The sequence below is a fragment of the Brachybacterium sp. GCM10030267 genome (assembly GCF_042666875.1).
Lineage (GTDB): Bacteria > Actinomycetota > Actinomycetes > Actinomycetales > Dermabacteraceae > Brachybacterium.
This window is the reverse complement of record NZ_JBHTCX010000017.1, coordinates 71,809-87,199: the sequence shown is the minus strand read 5'-3', so window position 1 is coordinate 87,199 and position 15,391 is coordinate 71,809. Positions and strand designations below refer to the sequence as shown.

Genomic DNA, 15,391 nt, shown 5'->3' with positions numbered 1-15,391 from the left:
CGGTCCCGTCGCCAGGGCCGAGATGCGGTTCAATGGGGGTCATGAGCAGTGACGCGAACGATTCCGCCGATGAGACCGTCCAGCCCGAGAGCGATGCCGGGACACCGCCGCCCGAGGCGGGGGAGACCGGCCAGGTGATCGAGCACATCGACCACACGGCCTCTGAGATGGAGGAGAGCGGACAGTCCCGCGGGACGCTGCGGGACGTCGCGGATTCGCTCGGCGTCTCCAGCGCGGTCGCTCTGCGCGCCCTGCGCGGCTCCGAGGAGATCAAGCCCCAGATGATCCGGCGCGTCCACGAGGCCGCCGAACGGCTCCACTTCCCCCTCGAGGAGCTCAGCGAGGAGACCGACCACCGCGGCGTGGTGGCCGTGCTGGTCAACACGATGCGCAACACGTGGATCTCGGACCTGGTGCGCGCCATCCGCATCGAGCTGACCGCCACCGGACGCTCGGCCGTGGTCGTCCCCACGCGTCGCCGCGTGCCCGAGCACCCGGTCGCTGCGGACACCGACGCCATCGAGTCCCTGGTCGAGCTCGGGGTCGACGGGTTCCTCATGATCTCGGACCTGGCCGACATGGAGAGCGTGCTGAAGGCCACGGGCGATCGCCCCTTCGTCGGCATCGGATGCTCCCGCGAGTTCGTCGGCCAGATCGACACCGTCCGGATCGATGACGAGGTGGGCCAGGGACTGCTGGTCGACCATCTGGTGGGTCTGGGCCACCGGGAGATCGCCCACGTCGGCGGCGTCGGCCCGGAGGTCGCCCGCGAACGGGCCGAGGCCTTCCGCGTGGCCATGGACCGGCACGGCCTTGGGGACGAGGCCCGCGTCGAGCCCGGAGACTTCACCGAGCAGGTCGGGCAGACGGCCGGGTCGATGCTGCTGCGCGGCAGCCGCGTACCCACGGCCGTCACCTGCGCCAACGACGTGACCGCGGTCGGCGTGCTCTCCGCAGCGCGCGAATACGGCTTCTCCGTGCCCGAGGACCTCGCCGTGGCCGGATACGGCAACACCTCGCTGGCCTCCTCCGGCGTCTCGCAGCTGACCAGCGTCGATCCCAACTCCGACCGGCTCGGCGCACTGGCCGCCCAGTTCCTCGTCGAACGCGTCTCCGGTCACGACGTCGAGCCACGGGACGTCGCCGTCGCCCCGGACGTCGTCGTGCGTCGCTCCACCTCTGCCGGTCCCCGCCCGGAGACCACCAAGCGCAAGCGGGTCTCGGTCGACTGACCTCACCCGCCGGCGCCCCGCGCCGACTGCGAATCCCCTGACCCCTGCGATAGGCTCCGACCATGATCAACACCACGAACGATCCGAGCACGCCGCCCACCCAGCGGTCCATCGGTGAACTCGTCCAGTCCATCCGGGACGAGCTCCTCGGAGTCGTCCATCACGAGATCGACATCGCCAAGAAAGAGATCACCGCGATCCTGATCAAGGCGGCCATCATCGCCGCCTGCGCCGCGGTGCTGCTGTTCCTGCTGCTCTCCGCCTGGGTGATGCTGCTGTTCTTCGCGGCCACCGGGCTCGAGGCGCTGGGGCTGTCCTACTGGCTCTCCTTCCTGATCATCGCCGTGGTGTTCATCGTGCTCGCCGCCATCGCGGGTCTGATCGCGTTCCTGGTGTACAAGCGGATCAAGGCGCCCGAGACCACCATCGAGACCGCGCAGGGCGCGGTCGGTGCGGTCCAGGGCAAGCGCCGCCACAACGCCGTCTCCTACGACGACACCTTCGAGGAGCTCTACGGCAAGAAGGTCAGCTCCCGCACGGAGTGAGCCCCGGCGGATCCGTCGGATCCCATGGGATCTCCGGGGCACCGGGTCGAGCGGTCCGACGCGATCGAGGGATCGGCCACGGTGCGGCGGGGCCGCGGGCTCCCGCAGGCGGCATTACCCTGGAGGACGTGACTCTCCACCTGCACGACACCGCCACCCGCACGACCGCGCCGCTGACCCCGGTGCGCGAGGGGACGGTGTCGCTGTACGTCTGCGGCCCCACCACGCAGGGCGCCCCGCATCTGGGCCATCTGCGCACGTTCGTCGCCTTCGACGTGCTGGTGCGCTGGCTCGAGCGCAGCGGGTACGACGTCACCCACATCCGCAACGTCACCGACATCGATGACAAGATCCTGGTGAAGTCCGCCGAGGCGGGGACACCCTGGTGGGCATGGTCGCTGCGCTTCGAGCGCGAGTTCCAGGACACCCTCGAGCGCATCGGCAACCGCCGTCCCACCTACGAGCCGCGCGCCACCGGCCACGTGCCCGAGATGATCGAGCTGATGCAGCGGCTCATCGAGCGCGGCCACGCCTACGCCGACGGCGAGGGATCGGTGTACTTCGATGTCGCCTCCCACGCCGGCTACGGCTCCCTGACCCGTCAGTCCCTCGAGGACATGCAGGACGCGGGGGAGGAGATGGAGCCCGGCAAGCGCGACCCCCGCGACTTCGCCCTGTGGAAGGCGGCGAAGCCGACGGAACCGGCCACCGCCTCCTGGGACACACCCTTCGGCCGCGGCCGCCCCGGCTGGCACCTCGAGTGCTCCGCCATGAGCCGCAAGTACCTCGGCGAGACGTTCGACATCCACGCCGGAGGGCTGGACCTGCGTTTCCCGCACCACGAGAACGAGCAGGCGCAGTCCCACGCCGCCGGCTACGGCTTCGCCCGGCGCTGGATGCATTCCGGGGTGCTGACCGTGGACGGGATGAAGATGGGCAAGAGCCTGGACAACTTCGTCACCGCGGCCCGTGCCCTGGCGGACCACCCCACTCCTGCTGTGCGCCTGGCCCTGGTCAGCGGCCACTACCGCGCGACCGTCGAGTACAACGCCACCGCGATGCAGGAAGCAGAAGTGGTCTGGGACCGCTTCTCCGCGACGGCCCGCCGCGCCGCCGAGCAGCTCGGCCCGGAGGAGCCGGCAGGCGCCGATGCCGATCTCGCCGCCGTCGAGCTGCCCGCCGAGTTCATCGCGGCGATGGACGACGACCTGACCGTGCCGGAGGCCCTCGCCGTCATCCACCGTGAGCAGGCGGCCCTGAACACGCTTCTGGCCGGCGGAGGTGCGGCGGGAGAGATCGCTGCGGGCCTCGGGCGGCTGCGCGCGATGCTCGATGTGCTGGGCCTGGATCCGCTCTCGGCGCAATGGGCCGGTAGCCATGCCGGCTCGACCGCCGAGCACGAGGCACTGGACGCCTTGATCACCACCCAGCTGGCAGCCCGGGAGGCGGCCCGCGCCGAGAAGGACTGGGCCCGGGCGGACGCCCTGCGGGACGCGCTGAGCGCCGCCGGGATCCGCGTCGAGGACGGCCCCGACGGCGCGCGCTGGACGCTCGAGACCACGGACTGAGGAGACACACATGGCAGGCAACAGCTCGCGCCGCGGCGCGGTGCGCAAGGGCAAGAAGGGCCCGTCCGTCGGTTCCGGCGGCGTGCGCCGCCGCGCGCTGGAAGGCAAGGGACCCACCCCGAAGGCCAAGGACCGCCCCGCCCACAAGGCGTTCACCGGCTCCTCCAAGCCCGCCTCGGGATCCTCGAGCCGGCGCGGCGGTGCAGGAGGCAAGGGCGCGAAGAACCGCCCCGGCAGCGACCAGGTGGTGGGCCGCAATGCCGTGCTGGAGGCGCTGCAGGAGAACGTGCCTGCGACGCAGCTGACCGTGATGGTGCGCCTCGAGACGGATGAGCGGGTGCGCGAGATCATGCGCCTGGCCGCGGCCCAGGGCCTTCCGGTCGCCGAGGCGTCCCGGACCGATCTGGATCGGATGAGTGACAACGCCGTGCACCAGGGCGTCGCCCTGACGATCCCGCCGTACGAGTACGCCGACGTGGAGGAGCTGCTGCAGATCGCCGCCGAGGCGTTCGAACCGCCGCTGCTGGTGGCGCTGGACGGCATCACCGACCCCCGCAACCTCGGCGCGATCCTCCGCTCCGCGGATGCCTTCGGCGTCCACGGCGTGATCCTGCCCGAGCGGCGCAGCGCCTCCATGACCGCGAGCGTGTGGAAGGTGGCCGCCGGCGCCGCCGGGCGCGTGCGCGTCGCCCAGGTCACCAACCTCAACCGCACCCTCTCCTCGCTCAAGGAGCAGGGCGTGTTCGTGCTCGGCCTCGATGCCGGCGGGGACGTCACCACGCGGCAGCTCGAGCTCGGCACGCAGCCGGCGGCGCTGGTCGTCGGGGCCGAGGGCAAGGGGCTCTCCCGTCTCGCCCGGGAGACCAGCGATCAGGTGGTCTCGATCCCCATGGGCGGGGGCACGGAGTCGCTGAACGCGTCGGTCGCCGCAGCGATCGCGCTGTACGAGATCTCCGGAGTCCGGGAGGCACAGGGCCGCGCGTGAGCTGAGACGGTCAGGCAGGGCCGGCCGGCGGCGTCGGGCCGACGGGCTCTCCCGTCTCCGGCGCCGCGGACGGGGACGCCGGTCCCGCGGTGCGTACGGGCATGATCACGCGGGGAAGGACCAGCTGGATGACCGGGCCGAGCCCGATCGCGTAGGCGAGGGTTCCGACGCCCACGGGACCGCCGAGCGCCCAGCCGGCGGCCAGCACGGACGCCTCCAGCGCGATCCGGACGGGGCCGACGGGGCGGCGCAGACGCCGGCCCAGTCCCGTCATCACTCCGTCGCGCGGGCCCGGGCCCAGCTGCGCGCCGATGTAGACGGCGCCGCTGACGCCGTTGATCACCACGCCGGCGACCATCATCAGCACAGCGATGGGCAGGGTGGAGGCCGGGGGCAGGATCGTCATCCCGAGGTCGAGGCTCACGCCCACCCAGATGGAGTTGGCGATGGTGCCGATCCCCGGCTGCTCGCGCAGCGGGATCCATGCCAGCAGCAGCAGGAAGCTCACCGTGATGCTCACCGTGCCGACGCTGAGTCCGGCCCGCTCGGCGAGCGCGGTGTGCAGCACGTCCCATGGCGCCCCGCCGAGTCCCGAGCGCAGCAGCATGGCGAGGGAGAGGCCGAAGCCCGTCAGTCCCAGCATCATCTGGGCGAGGCGGAGCGGAAGCCGGTCCACGCGCAGCTGAGCGCGCAGCGAGAGGTTCGCCAGCGGGGAAGGACCTGCCATGCTGCTGCTCGGACTCTCAGCTGTCGAAGATCGGCAGGGCCGAGGTCTCGGTCGTCACCAGCGACTTCTCATCGGGACGGTGGATGAGCACGGTGAGGATGTAGTCCCGCACGGTCTCGTCGAGACTGACGTCCGTGCCGGCCTTCTCCGACAGGAACCACTTGTGCTCGAGCACCTCGTGGAAGAACTCCGGGGGCTCGAGCTTGGAGCGCATGGAACGCGGGATCGCGCGGACGACGGGCTCGTACTGCTGCTGCAGCCACTCGTGCGCGACGAACTCCTCCTCCTCGGCCTGCTGCTCGGTGGCCGCCCGGTACTGGTCCAGGTCGTTGAGCAGGCGTCGGGCCTGGTTCTCCTGGGCGTCGATGCCGGTCAGTCGCATCAGCCGGCGCGAGTGGTGGCCGGCGTCGACGACCTTCGGCTGGATCGACAGGGTGGTCCCGTCCAGGTCCGTGGTGATCTCGAGCTCTCCCACGTCGAAACCCAGCTGGTTGAGCTTCTCGATGCGGGCCGAGACGCGCCAGCGTTCGTCGGCCGAGAACCGTTCCCGGGCCGTCAGCGCCGACCACAGGCTGTCGTATCGCCGCAGGAGCTCATCGCCGATGGCGATCGGATCGGCCTCGGCATCGAACATCTCGCCCGCCTGGAGGTCCATCAGCTCGCCGATGATGTTGGTGCGTGCCAGATCGAGGTCGTAGCTGCGCTGCCCGTCGGAGAGGGTCTCGTGGAGCGACCCCGTCTCGACGTCGACGATGTAGGCGGCGAAGGCCCCTGCATCGCGGCGGAACAGCGTGTTGGACAAGGAGACGTCGCCCCAGTAGAAGCCCTCCAGATGCAGGCGCACCAGCAGCACGGCGAGCGCGTCGAGCAGCCGATCGGTGGTGTCCTCGCGCGAGACCTGGCTGAACACCGCGCGGTAGGGCAGGGAGAACTGGAGGTGGCGGGTGATCAGCACCGCGTCCAGCGGCTCCCCGGTGGGCGTGGTGCGCCCCGAGATCACGGCGAAGGGGACGACGGAGGGCACTCCGATGCGGCCCAGGACGCGCAGCATGTCGTACTCGCGGGAGGCGAGGTCGTGGGTGATCTCCTTGAGCGCGAGAACCCGCCCGGAGACCCGGACGAATCGCACGACATGCCGGGAGAGACCGCGGGGGAGAGCGGCGAGGATGTCCTCGGGCCAGTCCTCCAGCGGCTGCTCCCACGGCAGGTCCAGCAGGGCCGGATCTGCGCGCGATGCGGTGATCTCCAGAGGTGCCATGGCTCCATTCTCTCCCGATCGCAGACCGTCTGCCCAGCCGGGCGCACTTCGTCACACCTCGCGCGCACCGTGCCGGCGAACTGTCCGTGCAGGTCGCCCCCGGCCGGAAGGGAATCGTACCGATCCGGGCACGGCGAGCGCCGCCCGGCCGATAGGACGGCGACGGGCGCCCGGCAGATGCCGGACGCCCGTCGCGCGATGTGCCGTGCTGGCGAGGATCAGTCGCCCAGTCGCTGACCGTTCGACACGTCGAAGAGGTGCAGGTGATCGGGCTTGGGACGGAAGAAGATCGTCTCGCCCTTGGCCGGGGGACGGCGCCCGTCGACGCGTGCGATGAACGGCTTCGAGGTGTCCTCGCTGCCGGCGCGGCGCCCGTAGATGAAGGCGTCGGCGCCGAGCTCCTCGACCACGTCGACCTCGATGGCGATGCCCTCGTCCGTCGGGACCAGCTCGACGTCCTCGGGACGGACGCCGACGGTGACCGACTTCTCGTCGGTGTCCGAGAGCGTCTGGCGATCCACCGGCAGCACCGTGCCGCCGAACTGGACACCCTGGTCGGTGAGCGGGACGTCCATCAGGTTCATGGCCGGGGAGCCGATGAAGCCCGCGACGAACACGTTGTTGGGGTGGTCGTACATGCGGCGCGGGGAGTCGACCTGCTGGAGCACGCCGCGGTCGAGCACGGCCACGCGGTCACCCATCGTCATGGCCTCGATCTGGTCGTGGGTCACGTAGACGGTGGTGACGCCCAGGCGGCGCTGCAGCGAGGCGATCTGCGTACGGGTGGAGACGCGCAGCTTGGCGTCGAGGTTCGACAGCGGCTCGTCCATGAGGAACACCTGCGGCTGACGGACGATCGCGCGGCCCATGGCCACACGCTGACGCTGACCACCGGAGAGCGCCTTCGGCTTGCGATCGAGGTACTCGGAGAGGTCCAGGAGCTGGGCCGCCTCCTCCACACGCTGGCGGATCTCGGCCTTGGGCTTGCCGGCGATCTTCAGGGCGAAGCCCATGTTGTCGGCGACCGACATGTGCGGGTACAGCGCGTAGTTCTGGAACACCATCGCGATGTCGCGGTCCTTCGGCGGCACGTCGGTGACGTCGCGATCACCGATCAGGATGCGGCCGGCGTCGATCTCCTCGAGCCCGGCGAGCATGCGCAGCGACGTCGACTTGCCGCAGCCCGAGGGGCCGACGAGGACGAGGAATTCGCCGTCGCCGATCTGGATATCGAGGTTGTCGACGGCTGCGCGCTCCTGCCCGGGGTAGATGCGCGACGCATTGTCGAATGTGACAGTTGCCATGGTGTATCCCTTCACCGGCAGGTACGTGCCGGACGGTCCGTTGTGAAGTGTTGTCACCGGTCCTGGTCGCTCTCGCGAGAGGTGCTCCCTTGCACCGGCTCCGAGAGTGTATCCCACGTCTCATCCTCGTGGTGCATCGAGCTGTGCGGTGTGTCTCCCGCGCGGTGTCTCCCGCGCGCGGCGAGGCGGTGATGAGCAGTGGCGGCCGGGGCTGGGCGGGGATCGGCGGGGATGGGAGGGGCCGGTTGTGGTCAGGCGATACTGGATGCGTGGATATCACTGAGCTGAGCCGGAAGATCCTGGAGCGTCGCCCCTCGGAGGAGGACCCGCTGCGGATCGTGCAGTCCGGCCACCCCGCCCTGCGCCGGCGCGCCGTCGCCGCCGGCGACCGGATCCCCGCCGGGCTGCTGCTGGAGCTCGCGGAGGCCATGACGATCACGATGCGCCGCGCCCCGGGCGTCGGGCTGGCCGCCCCGCAGATCGGACTGCCTCTGGCGCTCGTCGTGGTCGAGGACCGGTACGCCGGGGCCGGAGCGGGAACGGACGCCGACGTGGACGCAGGAGCGGACGCGGAGGACGCGGCCCCCGGCGAGGCGTCCGCCGGGGAGGATCCCCTCGAACGACGTCCGTTCCCGCTGCGCGCGCTGCTGGACCCCCAGGTGGAGCTGCTGGGCACCCAGCGCGTCTACGCCTGGGAGGGATGCCTCTCGGTGGACGGTTGGCAGTCGATCGTCCCCCGGGCGCGGCGGGTCCGACTACGAGCCACCGAGCTGCTGCCCGGAGGAGATCTGCGTGAGATCGACGAGGAGCACGGGGGCTGGCCCGCCCGGATCCTGCAGCACGAGACCGACCATCTGGCCGGGATCCTGTGCCACGACAAGATGGTCCCGCGCTCGTTCATCTCGGCCCGTTACACCGCCCACTACACCGACATGCCCGACGCTGTCCGTCGGCTCGGGCTGAGCGGGGAGATCACCCAGCTCGGCGAGGGCGAGGTCATCGCGGACCGGGCCTGACGACCCGGGCCCGGCCTGATCGCCGAGTCGTCGAGGCGCTTCGGCGCGGCGCACTCGGAGCCCGGGTCGCCTCGGAGCCCGCGCGGGATGTGGGCGCCGTCCGGCTGAGGACGGTAGCTTATTGCTGTCCAGGACCCCCAGGAACGGAGCCGATGATGCCCGGCAGCGACCCGACCACCCCGAATCCCGAGCAGGACGACAGCGGTGAGTTCGTCGAGCAGCTCGACGAGCGCTGGCTCTCGCTGATCGATGCCGCCCTGAAGGTCCAGTCGCCGTTCGCCCACAGCTACGTCGAGCGTCTGCGCGCCAAGCACCCGGAGGCGACGCGCCGCCAGCTGATGGAGATGGTCACCCGGCGCTTCACCGGGCTGACGACGGCCACCGGTGCCGGCATCGGCGGCATCGCGGCGCTGCCCGGCCTCGGGACCGCCGCCGCCGTCGGGCTGACCGTCGGCGAGGGGGTCTCCTTCGCAGAGAGCTGCGCGTTCCTGACCCTGGCCGCCGCCGACATCTACGACGTGGACATGTCCGACAAGCACACCCGCCGCCTGGTGCTGATGGGCGTGCTCAGCGGCGAGCGGGGCACGGAGATCATCGCGAAGGCCATGGGCAAGCAGGGCCTGCAGTGGAATGCGGTCCTCGGCGGGGGCGGCGGGTTCCTGCCGGGCCTGATCAGCCGCCAGCTCTCCCGCTACGTGCGCCGGCGCGTGATGGCCCGGGCCGGCGGCCTGTGGCTGGGTCGTCTGCTCCCGTTCGGCGTCGGCGCGATCATCGGCGGCTTCGGGGCCAACGCGGTCTCCCGCTCCGTCGTCGAGGCGATGCTCGAGATCTTCTCCCAGGCACCCACCATCGATGGCGAGCTCGCCGGCGACCGGCCCGAGCTCGACCGCTGAGCGGAGCCCCCGCTCGGCGGGGTGCCTCCGGCGGGGCCGCGGCCCCGAACGCGCTCAGACCTCGCGGGTGAACTCGTTGGCGTGCTCGGTGCCGGCGGCCCGCTGGTAGGACTGGCGGATCTCCGCCTCGGCGTCGCTGCGCCCCTCCCAGTGGGCGCCCTCGACGCTCTTGCCGGGCTCGAGGTCCTTGTAGACCTCGAAGAAGTGCTGGATCTCCAGCCGGTGGAACTCCGAGACGTCGGTCAGCTCCTGGCGCCGCACCTGACGGCGGTCGCCGACGGGCACGGCGATGATCTTGTCATCGCCGCCGGCCTCGTCGCGCATGCGGAACATGCCCAGCGCGCGGCAGCGGATCAGGCACCCGGGGAAGGTCGGCTCCTCGAGCAGGACCAGACAGTCCAGCGGGTCGCCGTCCTCACCGAGGGTTCCCTCGATGAAGCCGTAATCGTCGGGATACCGGGTGGCGGTGAACAGCATCCGATCCAGACGGATACGCCCATTGTGGTGGTCCACTTCGTACTTGTTCCGGTTCCCGCGAGGGATCTCGATGGTCACGTCGAATTCCACGACAGCCGCTCCGTTGCTCCGGCCCTGGGGGCACTGGTTCTGACCTGGACACCATATCGTGGTGACCATGGTGGCGAGAGTATCCGAGCGAGTCTGGCGCGCGACGGCGATGGTGCTGTGCGCCGCCGTCCCCGGGAGCTTCTACCTTCTCGGTGATCTGACCGACGCCTTCCCGGGCGTGCTGACCCTCGAGACGTCGCAGGAGGGCCCCGGGACCGGGCCTGCCGCGCAGGCGGAGGACTGGGAGCGCGTCTCCGCGGGCGCGCCGAGCCCTGCCGTCGCCCCCTCTCCCGACCCGGAAGCGGCGGCCGACCTGGAACAGCGCATGTCCGCCCATGCCGAGGACCCCGTCGTGGCAGGCGGGCTGGCCTTCAGCGTGACCGACGCGGAGACCGGCGAGACCATCGCCGCGCGCGACGCCGACACGGCCCGGATCCCCGCGTCCACCCTGAAGCTCCTCACCGCGGCCGCGGTGCTGCGGGTGTACGACGGCGACGAGGTGCTGACCACTCGGGCAGTCGCGACCGAGGGGACGATTACCCTCCAGGGCGGCGGTGACATGACTCTCACGGACGCGGACCTGCGCGACCTGGCCGGTCAGGCCGCGGCGCTCGCCCGCGAGCAGGGCACCGAGCAGGTCACTGTGAACCTCGACGACAACTACCTCACCGGCGGTCGGAACCCGGCCTGGGGGAACAACGGCCCCTCCGGCGGCTGGGTGACGCCGACGGCCACCCTCGCCCTGGACGAGGGGTGGCTCGACGGGGAGCAGTACGGTCCCAAGTCCACCGACCCGGCGGGCGACGCCGCGCTGCGGTTCTCGGAGCTGTTGGGCGAGGAGGGCATCGAGGTGGACGGCGAGATCACCGCGGCCGACGCTCCCGCGGACGCCCCGTCGGTCGAGGTCCACTCCGAGCCGTTGTCGCAGATCGTCCGTCACACGCTGCAGATCTCCGACAACACCACTGCTGAGCTGCTGGCCCACCTGGTCGCGGACGCGCGCGGCGAGGAGACCACCCCCGAGGGCGCCGCCGCCGCCGTGGAGGCGGAGATCCGTGATCTCGCCGCCGAGCTCGGCGTGCCCGACGAGGACCTGGATGCACTGGACATCCGCGACGGATCGGGGCTCTCGCGGCAGAACCGGGTTCCGCCCGCCCTGCTCGCGGCGGTGCTCGGCGAGACCGCCTCCGGGGACGTCCCGACCCTGGAGCAGCTGCTGTTCGACGTGCCGATCGCCGGGCTCAGCGGCACCCTCGCCGACCGGTTCGACGCGGACTCGGCACGCGATGCCGACGGCCTCGTGCGCGGCAAGACCGGCTATCTCGGGGGAGCGGCGACGCTCGCCGGCGTGGTCGCGCTGCCGGACGGGCGCGCCGCGGGCTACTCCATCGTCGTGCACGGCTTCGACGGCGCCGATGCCGCTGCGGCCCGGGCGGCGGTCGACGAGATCGCCGCCGAGATGGTTCGGACCGACTGATGCCGGGACCCCCGCCCGTCGTCGCCCGCGCCCGCACCGCCGTGCGGGCGGCCCTGACCTCCCGGCTCGAGCAGCTCGCCGACGACACCGCGGCCGGCCGCCTCTCTCCTCGTCTGGTGGTGGGCCTCAGCGGCGGAGCCGACTCCCTCGCGCTGCTGGCCACCACGGTGTGGGTGGGCTCGCGGATGGGTCTGGAGACGGAGGCGGCGATCGTCGACCACGGCCTCCAGGCGGAGTCCGGCCGCGTCGCCGAGCGCGCCCGCACCCAGGCCGAGCGACTCGGCGCCACCGCCCACGTGCTCCAGGCCCATGTGCCCACCGACGCTGCCGGAGGTCTCGAGAACGCCGCCCGGGACGCTCGCCGCGCCGCCCTGGAGACCCTCCTCGAGGATCGCGGAGGTCTCGCGCTCCTGCTCGGACACACGCTCGACGACCAGGCGGAGCAGGTGCTGATGGCCCTGGCGCGCGGCGCCGGTCCGAGAGCGCTGGCCGGCATCCCGCGCTCCCGCGACGGCCTGCTGCGGCCTTTTCTCGGCACCGGCCGCGACGAGACCACCGCGCTGCGCCGCGCGGACACCGAGGAGATCTGCCGTCTCCACGATCTCCAGTGGTGGCAGGACCCGATGAATGCGGACGAGTCGATGCTGCGCGCACGGGTCCGCCATCGAGCGCTGCCCCTGCTGCGGGAGATCCTCGGCGAGCAGATCGACGAGAACCTCGCCCGCAGCGCCGACCTCGTGCGCCCCGACGCCGACCATCTCGACGCCGAGGCCGCGGAACTGCTCGACTCGCTGCGCCGGGACGGCTCCCCGGCCCGCGAGGAGGGTGACCTGCTCCTGCTCGACGTCCACGCCCTGGCTGCGACCGCGGCCCCGCTGCGGACCCGCGTCCTGCGCGATGGGTCACGTTCCGCCCAGAGCGCAGCGCGCCCGCCCGGAGCTCCCGGGCCGACGAAGTCCCTGCTGCGGCGCCAGGTGCTCGCCATCGACGCCCTGGTGGTCTCATGGCACGGTCAGGCGGCTGTATCCGTACCGGGTAGGATCGAAGTCGCTCGTCGCGACGGCCTGCTGGTGTGGCGCCGTTCGGATCCGTGAGCCCCGACGGGCGACCTACCACATCCACGGAGGAGACCCGCGTGCCCTTGACGCACCACCACCCTGATGTCGACCGGGTACTGCTGGACGAGCAGCAGATCCGCGACCGGCTCGCCGAGATCGGAGAGCAGATCGCCGCGGACTACGCGGAGGAGCCGCCGATCCTCGTGGGCGTGCTCAAAGGCGCCGTGATGGTCATGGCAGATCTCGCGCGCTCGATCGATCTCACCGTGGAGATGGACTGGATGGCGGTCTCCTCCTACGGCTCGGGCACCAAGTCCTCCGGCGTCGTGCGGATCCTCAAGGACCTCTCCGCCGACATCTCCGGTCGCAACGTGCTCATCGTCGAGGACATCATCGATTCGGGCCTGACGCTGAAGTGGCTGCTGTCCAACCTGCGTTCGCGCGGCCCCCGGAGCGTCGAGATCTGCACCCTGCTGCGCAAGCCGGACGCCGCGCGGGTGGAGATCGACGTCCGGTACGTCGGGTTCGAGATCCCCAACGAGTTCGTCGTCGGCTACGGACTCGATTACGCGGAGGTCTACCGGAACCTCCCTTACGTGGGCGTGCTCAAGCGCTCGGTCTACGAGGACTGACATGGCGGATTCGGCCACCAAGAACAAGAAGCGCAGGCCCTTCACCGGGGTCGCGATCTGGATCATCGTCGCGCTGCTGCTGGGCATGGTGCTGTTCTCGCTCTTCGGGCGCGACGGCTATCAGCAGATCGACACCGAGCAGGGGCTCGAGCTGCTCGAGGGAGGCACCGTCGAGCAGGCCAAGATCATCGACGGCAACCAGCAGCGGGTCGACCTGGTGCTGACCGAGGACTTCGTCGACGGCGAGGAGAACAAGGGCACCCAGGTCCGGTTCAGCTACGTCGACGCCCGCGGCGACGCCGTCGTGCAGGCGGTCGAGGACGCCGCACCCGAGCAGGGCTACACCGACGAGATTGCCAGCAGCTCCTGGTGGTCGACGCTGCTGCTGTCCTTCCTGCCCCTGCTGATCTTCATCGGGCTGTTCTGGTTCCTGATCATGAACGCCCAGGGCGGCGGCGGCCGGGCCATGCAGTTCGGCAAGTCCAAGGCCAAGCTGTTCTCGAAGGAATCCCCCAAGGTCACCTTCGCGGACGTCGCCGGCGCCGAGGAGGCGGTCGAGGAGCTCGACGAGATCAAGCAGTTCCTCGTCGAACCCGACAAGTACCAGGCGGTGGGAGCCAAGATCCCCAAGGGCGTGCTGCTGTACGGCCCGCCCGGCACCGGCAAGACCCTGCTGGCCCGGGCCGTGGCCGGGGAGGCCAGCGTCCCGTTCTACTCGATCTCCGGCTCGGACTTCGTGGAGATGTTCGTCGGCGTCGGCGCCAGCCGTGTGCGCGACCTGTTCTCGACGGCGAAGGAGAACGCCCCCGCGATCATCTTCGTCGACGAGATCGATGCCGTGGGGCGCCATCGTGGCGCCGGCATGGGCGGCGGCCACGACGAGCGCGAGCAGACCCTGAACCAGATGCTGGTGGAGATGGACGGGTTCGACGAGAACCAGAACGTCATCCTCATCGCCGCCACCAACCGTGTGGACATCCTGGATCCGGCCCTGCTGCGTCCGGGCCGCTTCGATCGCCAGATCGCTGTGGAGGCGCCCGACATGAAGGGCCGCCTGCACATCCTCGGCGTGCACGCCAAGGGGAAGCCGTTGGCGCACGACGTCGACCTCGAGGCCATCGCCAAGCGCACCATCGGCATGTCCGGCGCGGACCTGGCCAACGTGCTCAACGAGGCGGCGCTGCTGACTGCCCGCAGCGGCAACCAGATCATCGACAACCGAGCCCTGGACGAGGCGGTCGATCGCGTCTCGATGGGCCCGCAGCGCTACTCGAAGGTCATGAACGACCGTGAGCGGCAGATGACCGCGTATCACGAGGGCGGCCACGCCCTGGTCGCCGCGGCGATGAACAACTCGGCGCCGGTCACCAAGGTGACCATCCTGCCGCGCGGCCGGGCCGGCGGCTACACCATGGTCGTGCCCACCCAGGACCGCAACTACCAGTCCCGCAACGAGCTGCTGGACCGCCTCGCCTATGCGATGGGCGGATACGCCGTGGAGGAGAGCATCTTCCACGACGTCACCACCGGACCCGGCTCGGACCTCGACAACGCCACCAAGATCGCGCGGACCATGGTCATGCAGCTCGGCATGAGCCGGTCGGTGGGGCAGGTGGCCCTGGCCGGCGAGCAGGACGAGGTCTTCGTCGGCATGCAGCAGGGTCAGGCTCCGCGCTTCAGCGCCGACACCGCGCGCCTCATCGATCAGGAGGTCCGGGCGCTGCTGGACAACGCCCTGGACGAGGCCTGGGCAGTGATCGTCGACAACCGCCACGTCCTCGACCGGCTGGTGGCCGAGCTGCTCGAGAAGGAGACCCTGGGCGAGCAGGAGCTGGCCGAGATCTTCGCCCAGGTCAAGAAGCGGCCGCTGCGCGAGGTCTGGCAGTCCAGCGACGACCGGCCGTCCCTCGAGGCGCCCCGGGTCGGGGCGAGCACCACCGCCACGGGCGCGGAGGACTCCGACGCCGGCGAGCCGCTCCAGCCCAATCCGCCCGAACTGCCGCACCCCGGCGGCGACGGCCCGGAGATCCCCGGCGCACCGCATCGTGAGGCCCCCGGCGGGACCGGCGAGGGCTACTGCTACGGCGAGGGCCACGGCTACGGTGACGGGAACGGGACGAGGGGCTGAG

General features: G+C 70.9%; 14 protein-coding genes. 10 read left to right on the top strand and 4 right to left on the bottom strand.

The genetic code is table 11. The features are described 5' to 3' along the window. Nucleotides 1-41 precede the first annotated feature (41 nt). The 4 genes from ACFQS2_RS15000 (at nt 42) to rlmB (ending at nt 4,330) form a co-directional block, all read left to right on the top strand. Nucleotides 42-1,232: a LacI family DNA-binding transcriptional regulator gene (locus tag ACFQS2_RS15000; protein ID WP_377019206.1), complete on the top strand. Its 1,191-nt coding sequence runs from the start codon at nt 42-44 to the stop codon at nt 1,230-1,232. Nucleotides 1,233-1,294: 62 nt separating this feature from the next. Then, entirely contained in the window at nt 1,295-1,777 is a 483-nt protein-coding gene (locus tag ACFQS2_RS14995) for a phage holin family protein (RefSeq protein ID WP_377019207.1), read from the top strand. A gap of 128 nt (nt 1,778-1,905) precedes the next feature. Continuing rightward, complete coding sequence (cysS, locus tag ACFQS2_RS14990; RefSeq protein WP_377794264.1) at nt 1,906-3,345, top strand: cysteine--tRNA ligase; 1,440 nt, start codon at nt 1,906-1,908, stop codon at nt 3,343-3,345. Between the two features lie 10 nt (nt 3,346-3,355). Beyond that, nucleotides 3,356-4,330, top strand: a complete 975-nt coding sequence (gene rlmB, locus ACFQS2_RS14985) for a 23S rRNA (guanosine(2251)-2'-O)-methyltransferase RlmB (protein WP_377794263.1) — start codon at nt 3,356-3,358, stop codon at nt 4,328-4,330. A 10-nt stretch (nt 4,331-4,340) separates the two neighbouring features. Here the strand turns inward: rlmB and ACFQS2_RS14980 are convergent, their stop codons facing one another. From ACFQS2_RS14980 to ACFQS2_RS14970, 3 genes are all read right to left on the bottom strand, one after another. Further along, a complete protein-coding gene (locus tag ACFQS2_RS14980) occupies nt 4,341-5,057 on the bottom strand; it encodes a YitT family protein (RefSeq protein WP_377794262.1) in 717 nt (238 codons plus the stop codon). A gap of 16 nt (nt 5,058-5,073) precedes the next feature. Continuing rightward, nucleotides 5,074-6,315 (bottom strand): DUF4032 domain-containing protein, encoded by a 1,242-nt coding sequence (locus ACFQS2_RS14975; protein ID WP_377019211.1) that lies wholly within the window; start codon nt 6,313-6,315, stop codon nt 5,074-5,076. A 218-nt stretch (nt 6,316-6,533) separates the two neighbouring features. After that, nucleotides 6,534-7,619, bottom strand: coding sequence for an ABC transporter ATP-binding protein (locus ACFQS2_RS14970; protein WP_377019212.1), 1,086 nt, complete (start codon nt 7,617-7,619; stop codon nt 6,534-6,536). Between the two features lie 269 nt (nt 7,620-7,888). Here ACFQS2_RS14970 and ACFQS2_RS14965 point away from each other — a divergent pair, with 269 nt between their 5' ends. Continuing rightward, complete coding sequence (locus tag ACFQS2_RS14965; RefSeq protein ID WP_377794261.1) at nt 7,889-8,635, top strand: peptide deformylase; 747 nt, start codon at nt 7,889-7,891, stop codon at nt 8,633-8,635. A gap of 155 nt (nt 8,636-8,790) precedes the next feature. Beyond that, nucleotides 8,791-9,528, top strand: coding sequence for a hypothetical protein (locus ACFQS2_RS14960; protein WP_377019214.1), 738 nt, complete (start codon nt 8,791-8,793; stop codon nt 9,526-9,528). Between the two features lie 54 nt (nt 9,529-9,582). Here ACFQS2_RS14960 and ACFQS2_RS14955 read toward each other — a convergent pair whose 3' ends face one another. Continuing rightward, nucleotides 9,583-10,095 carry an inorganic diphosphatase gene (locus ACFQS2_RS14955; protein ID WP_377019215.1) on the bottom strand — a complete coding sequence of 171 codons (513 nt, stop codon included), beginning with the start codon at nt 10,093-10,095 and terminating at the stop codon, nt 9,583-9,585. 67 nt (nt 10,096-10,162) lie between these two features. Here ACFQS2_RS14955 and ACFQS2_RS14950 point away from each other — a divergent pair, with 67 nt between their 5' ends. Genes ACFQS2_RS14950 through ftsH form a run of 4 tightly spaced genes read left to right on the top strand, consistent with a single transcriptional unit; the run spans nt 10,163 to nt 15,390 of the window. Then, nucleotides 10,163-11,572: a D-alanyl-D-alanine carboxypeptidase/D-alanyl-D-alanine-endopeptidase gene (locus ACFQS2_RS14950; protein ID WP_377794260.1), complete on the top strand. Its 1,410-nt coding sequence runs from the start codon at nt 10,163-10,165 to the stop codon at nt 11,570-11,572. Then, nucleotides 11,572-12,666: a tRNA lysidine(34) synthetase TilS gene (gene tilS, locus ACFQS2_RS14945; RefSeq protein WP_377794259.1), complete on the top strand. Its 1,095-nt coding sequence runs from the start codon at nt 11,572-11,574 to the stop codon at nt 12,664-12,666. The genes ACFQS2_RS14950 and tilS overlap by 1 nt, the downstream gene beginning before the upstream one ends. Nucleotides 12,667-12,707: 41 nt before the next feature. After that, nucleotides 12,708-13,262, top strand: a complete 555-nt coding sequence (hpt, locus tag ACFQS2_RS14940) for a hypoxanthine phosphoribosyltransferase (RefSeq protein WP_377019218.1) — start codon at nt 12,708-12,710, stop codon at nt 13,260-13,262. A 1-nt stretch (nt 13,263) separates the two neighbouring features. Next, nucleotides 13,264-15,390 (top strand): ATP-dependent zinc metalloprotease FtsH, encoded by a 2,127-nt coding sequence (ftsH, locus tag ACFQS2_RS14935; RefSeq protein ID WP_377794258.1) that lies wholly within the window; start codon nt 13,264-13,266, stop codon nt 15,388-15,390. Nucleotide 15,391: the final 1 nt, after the last annotated feature.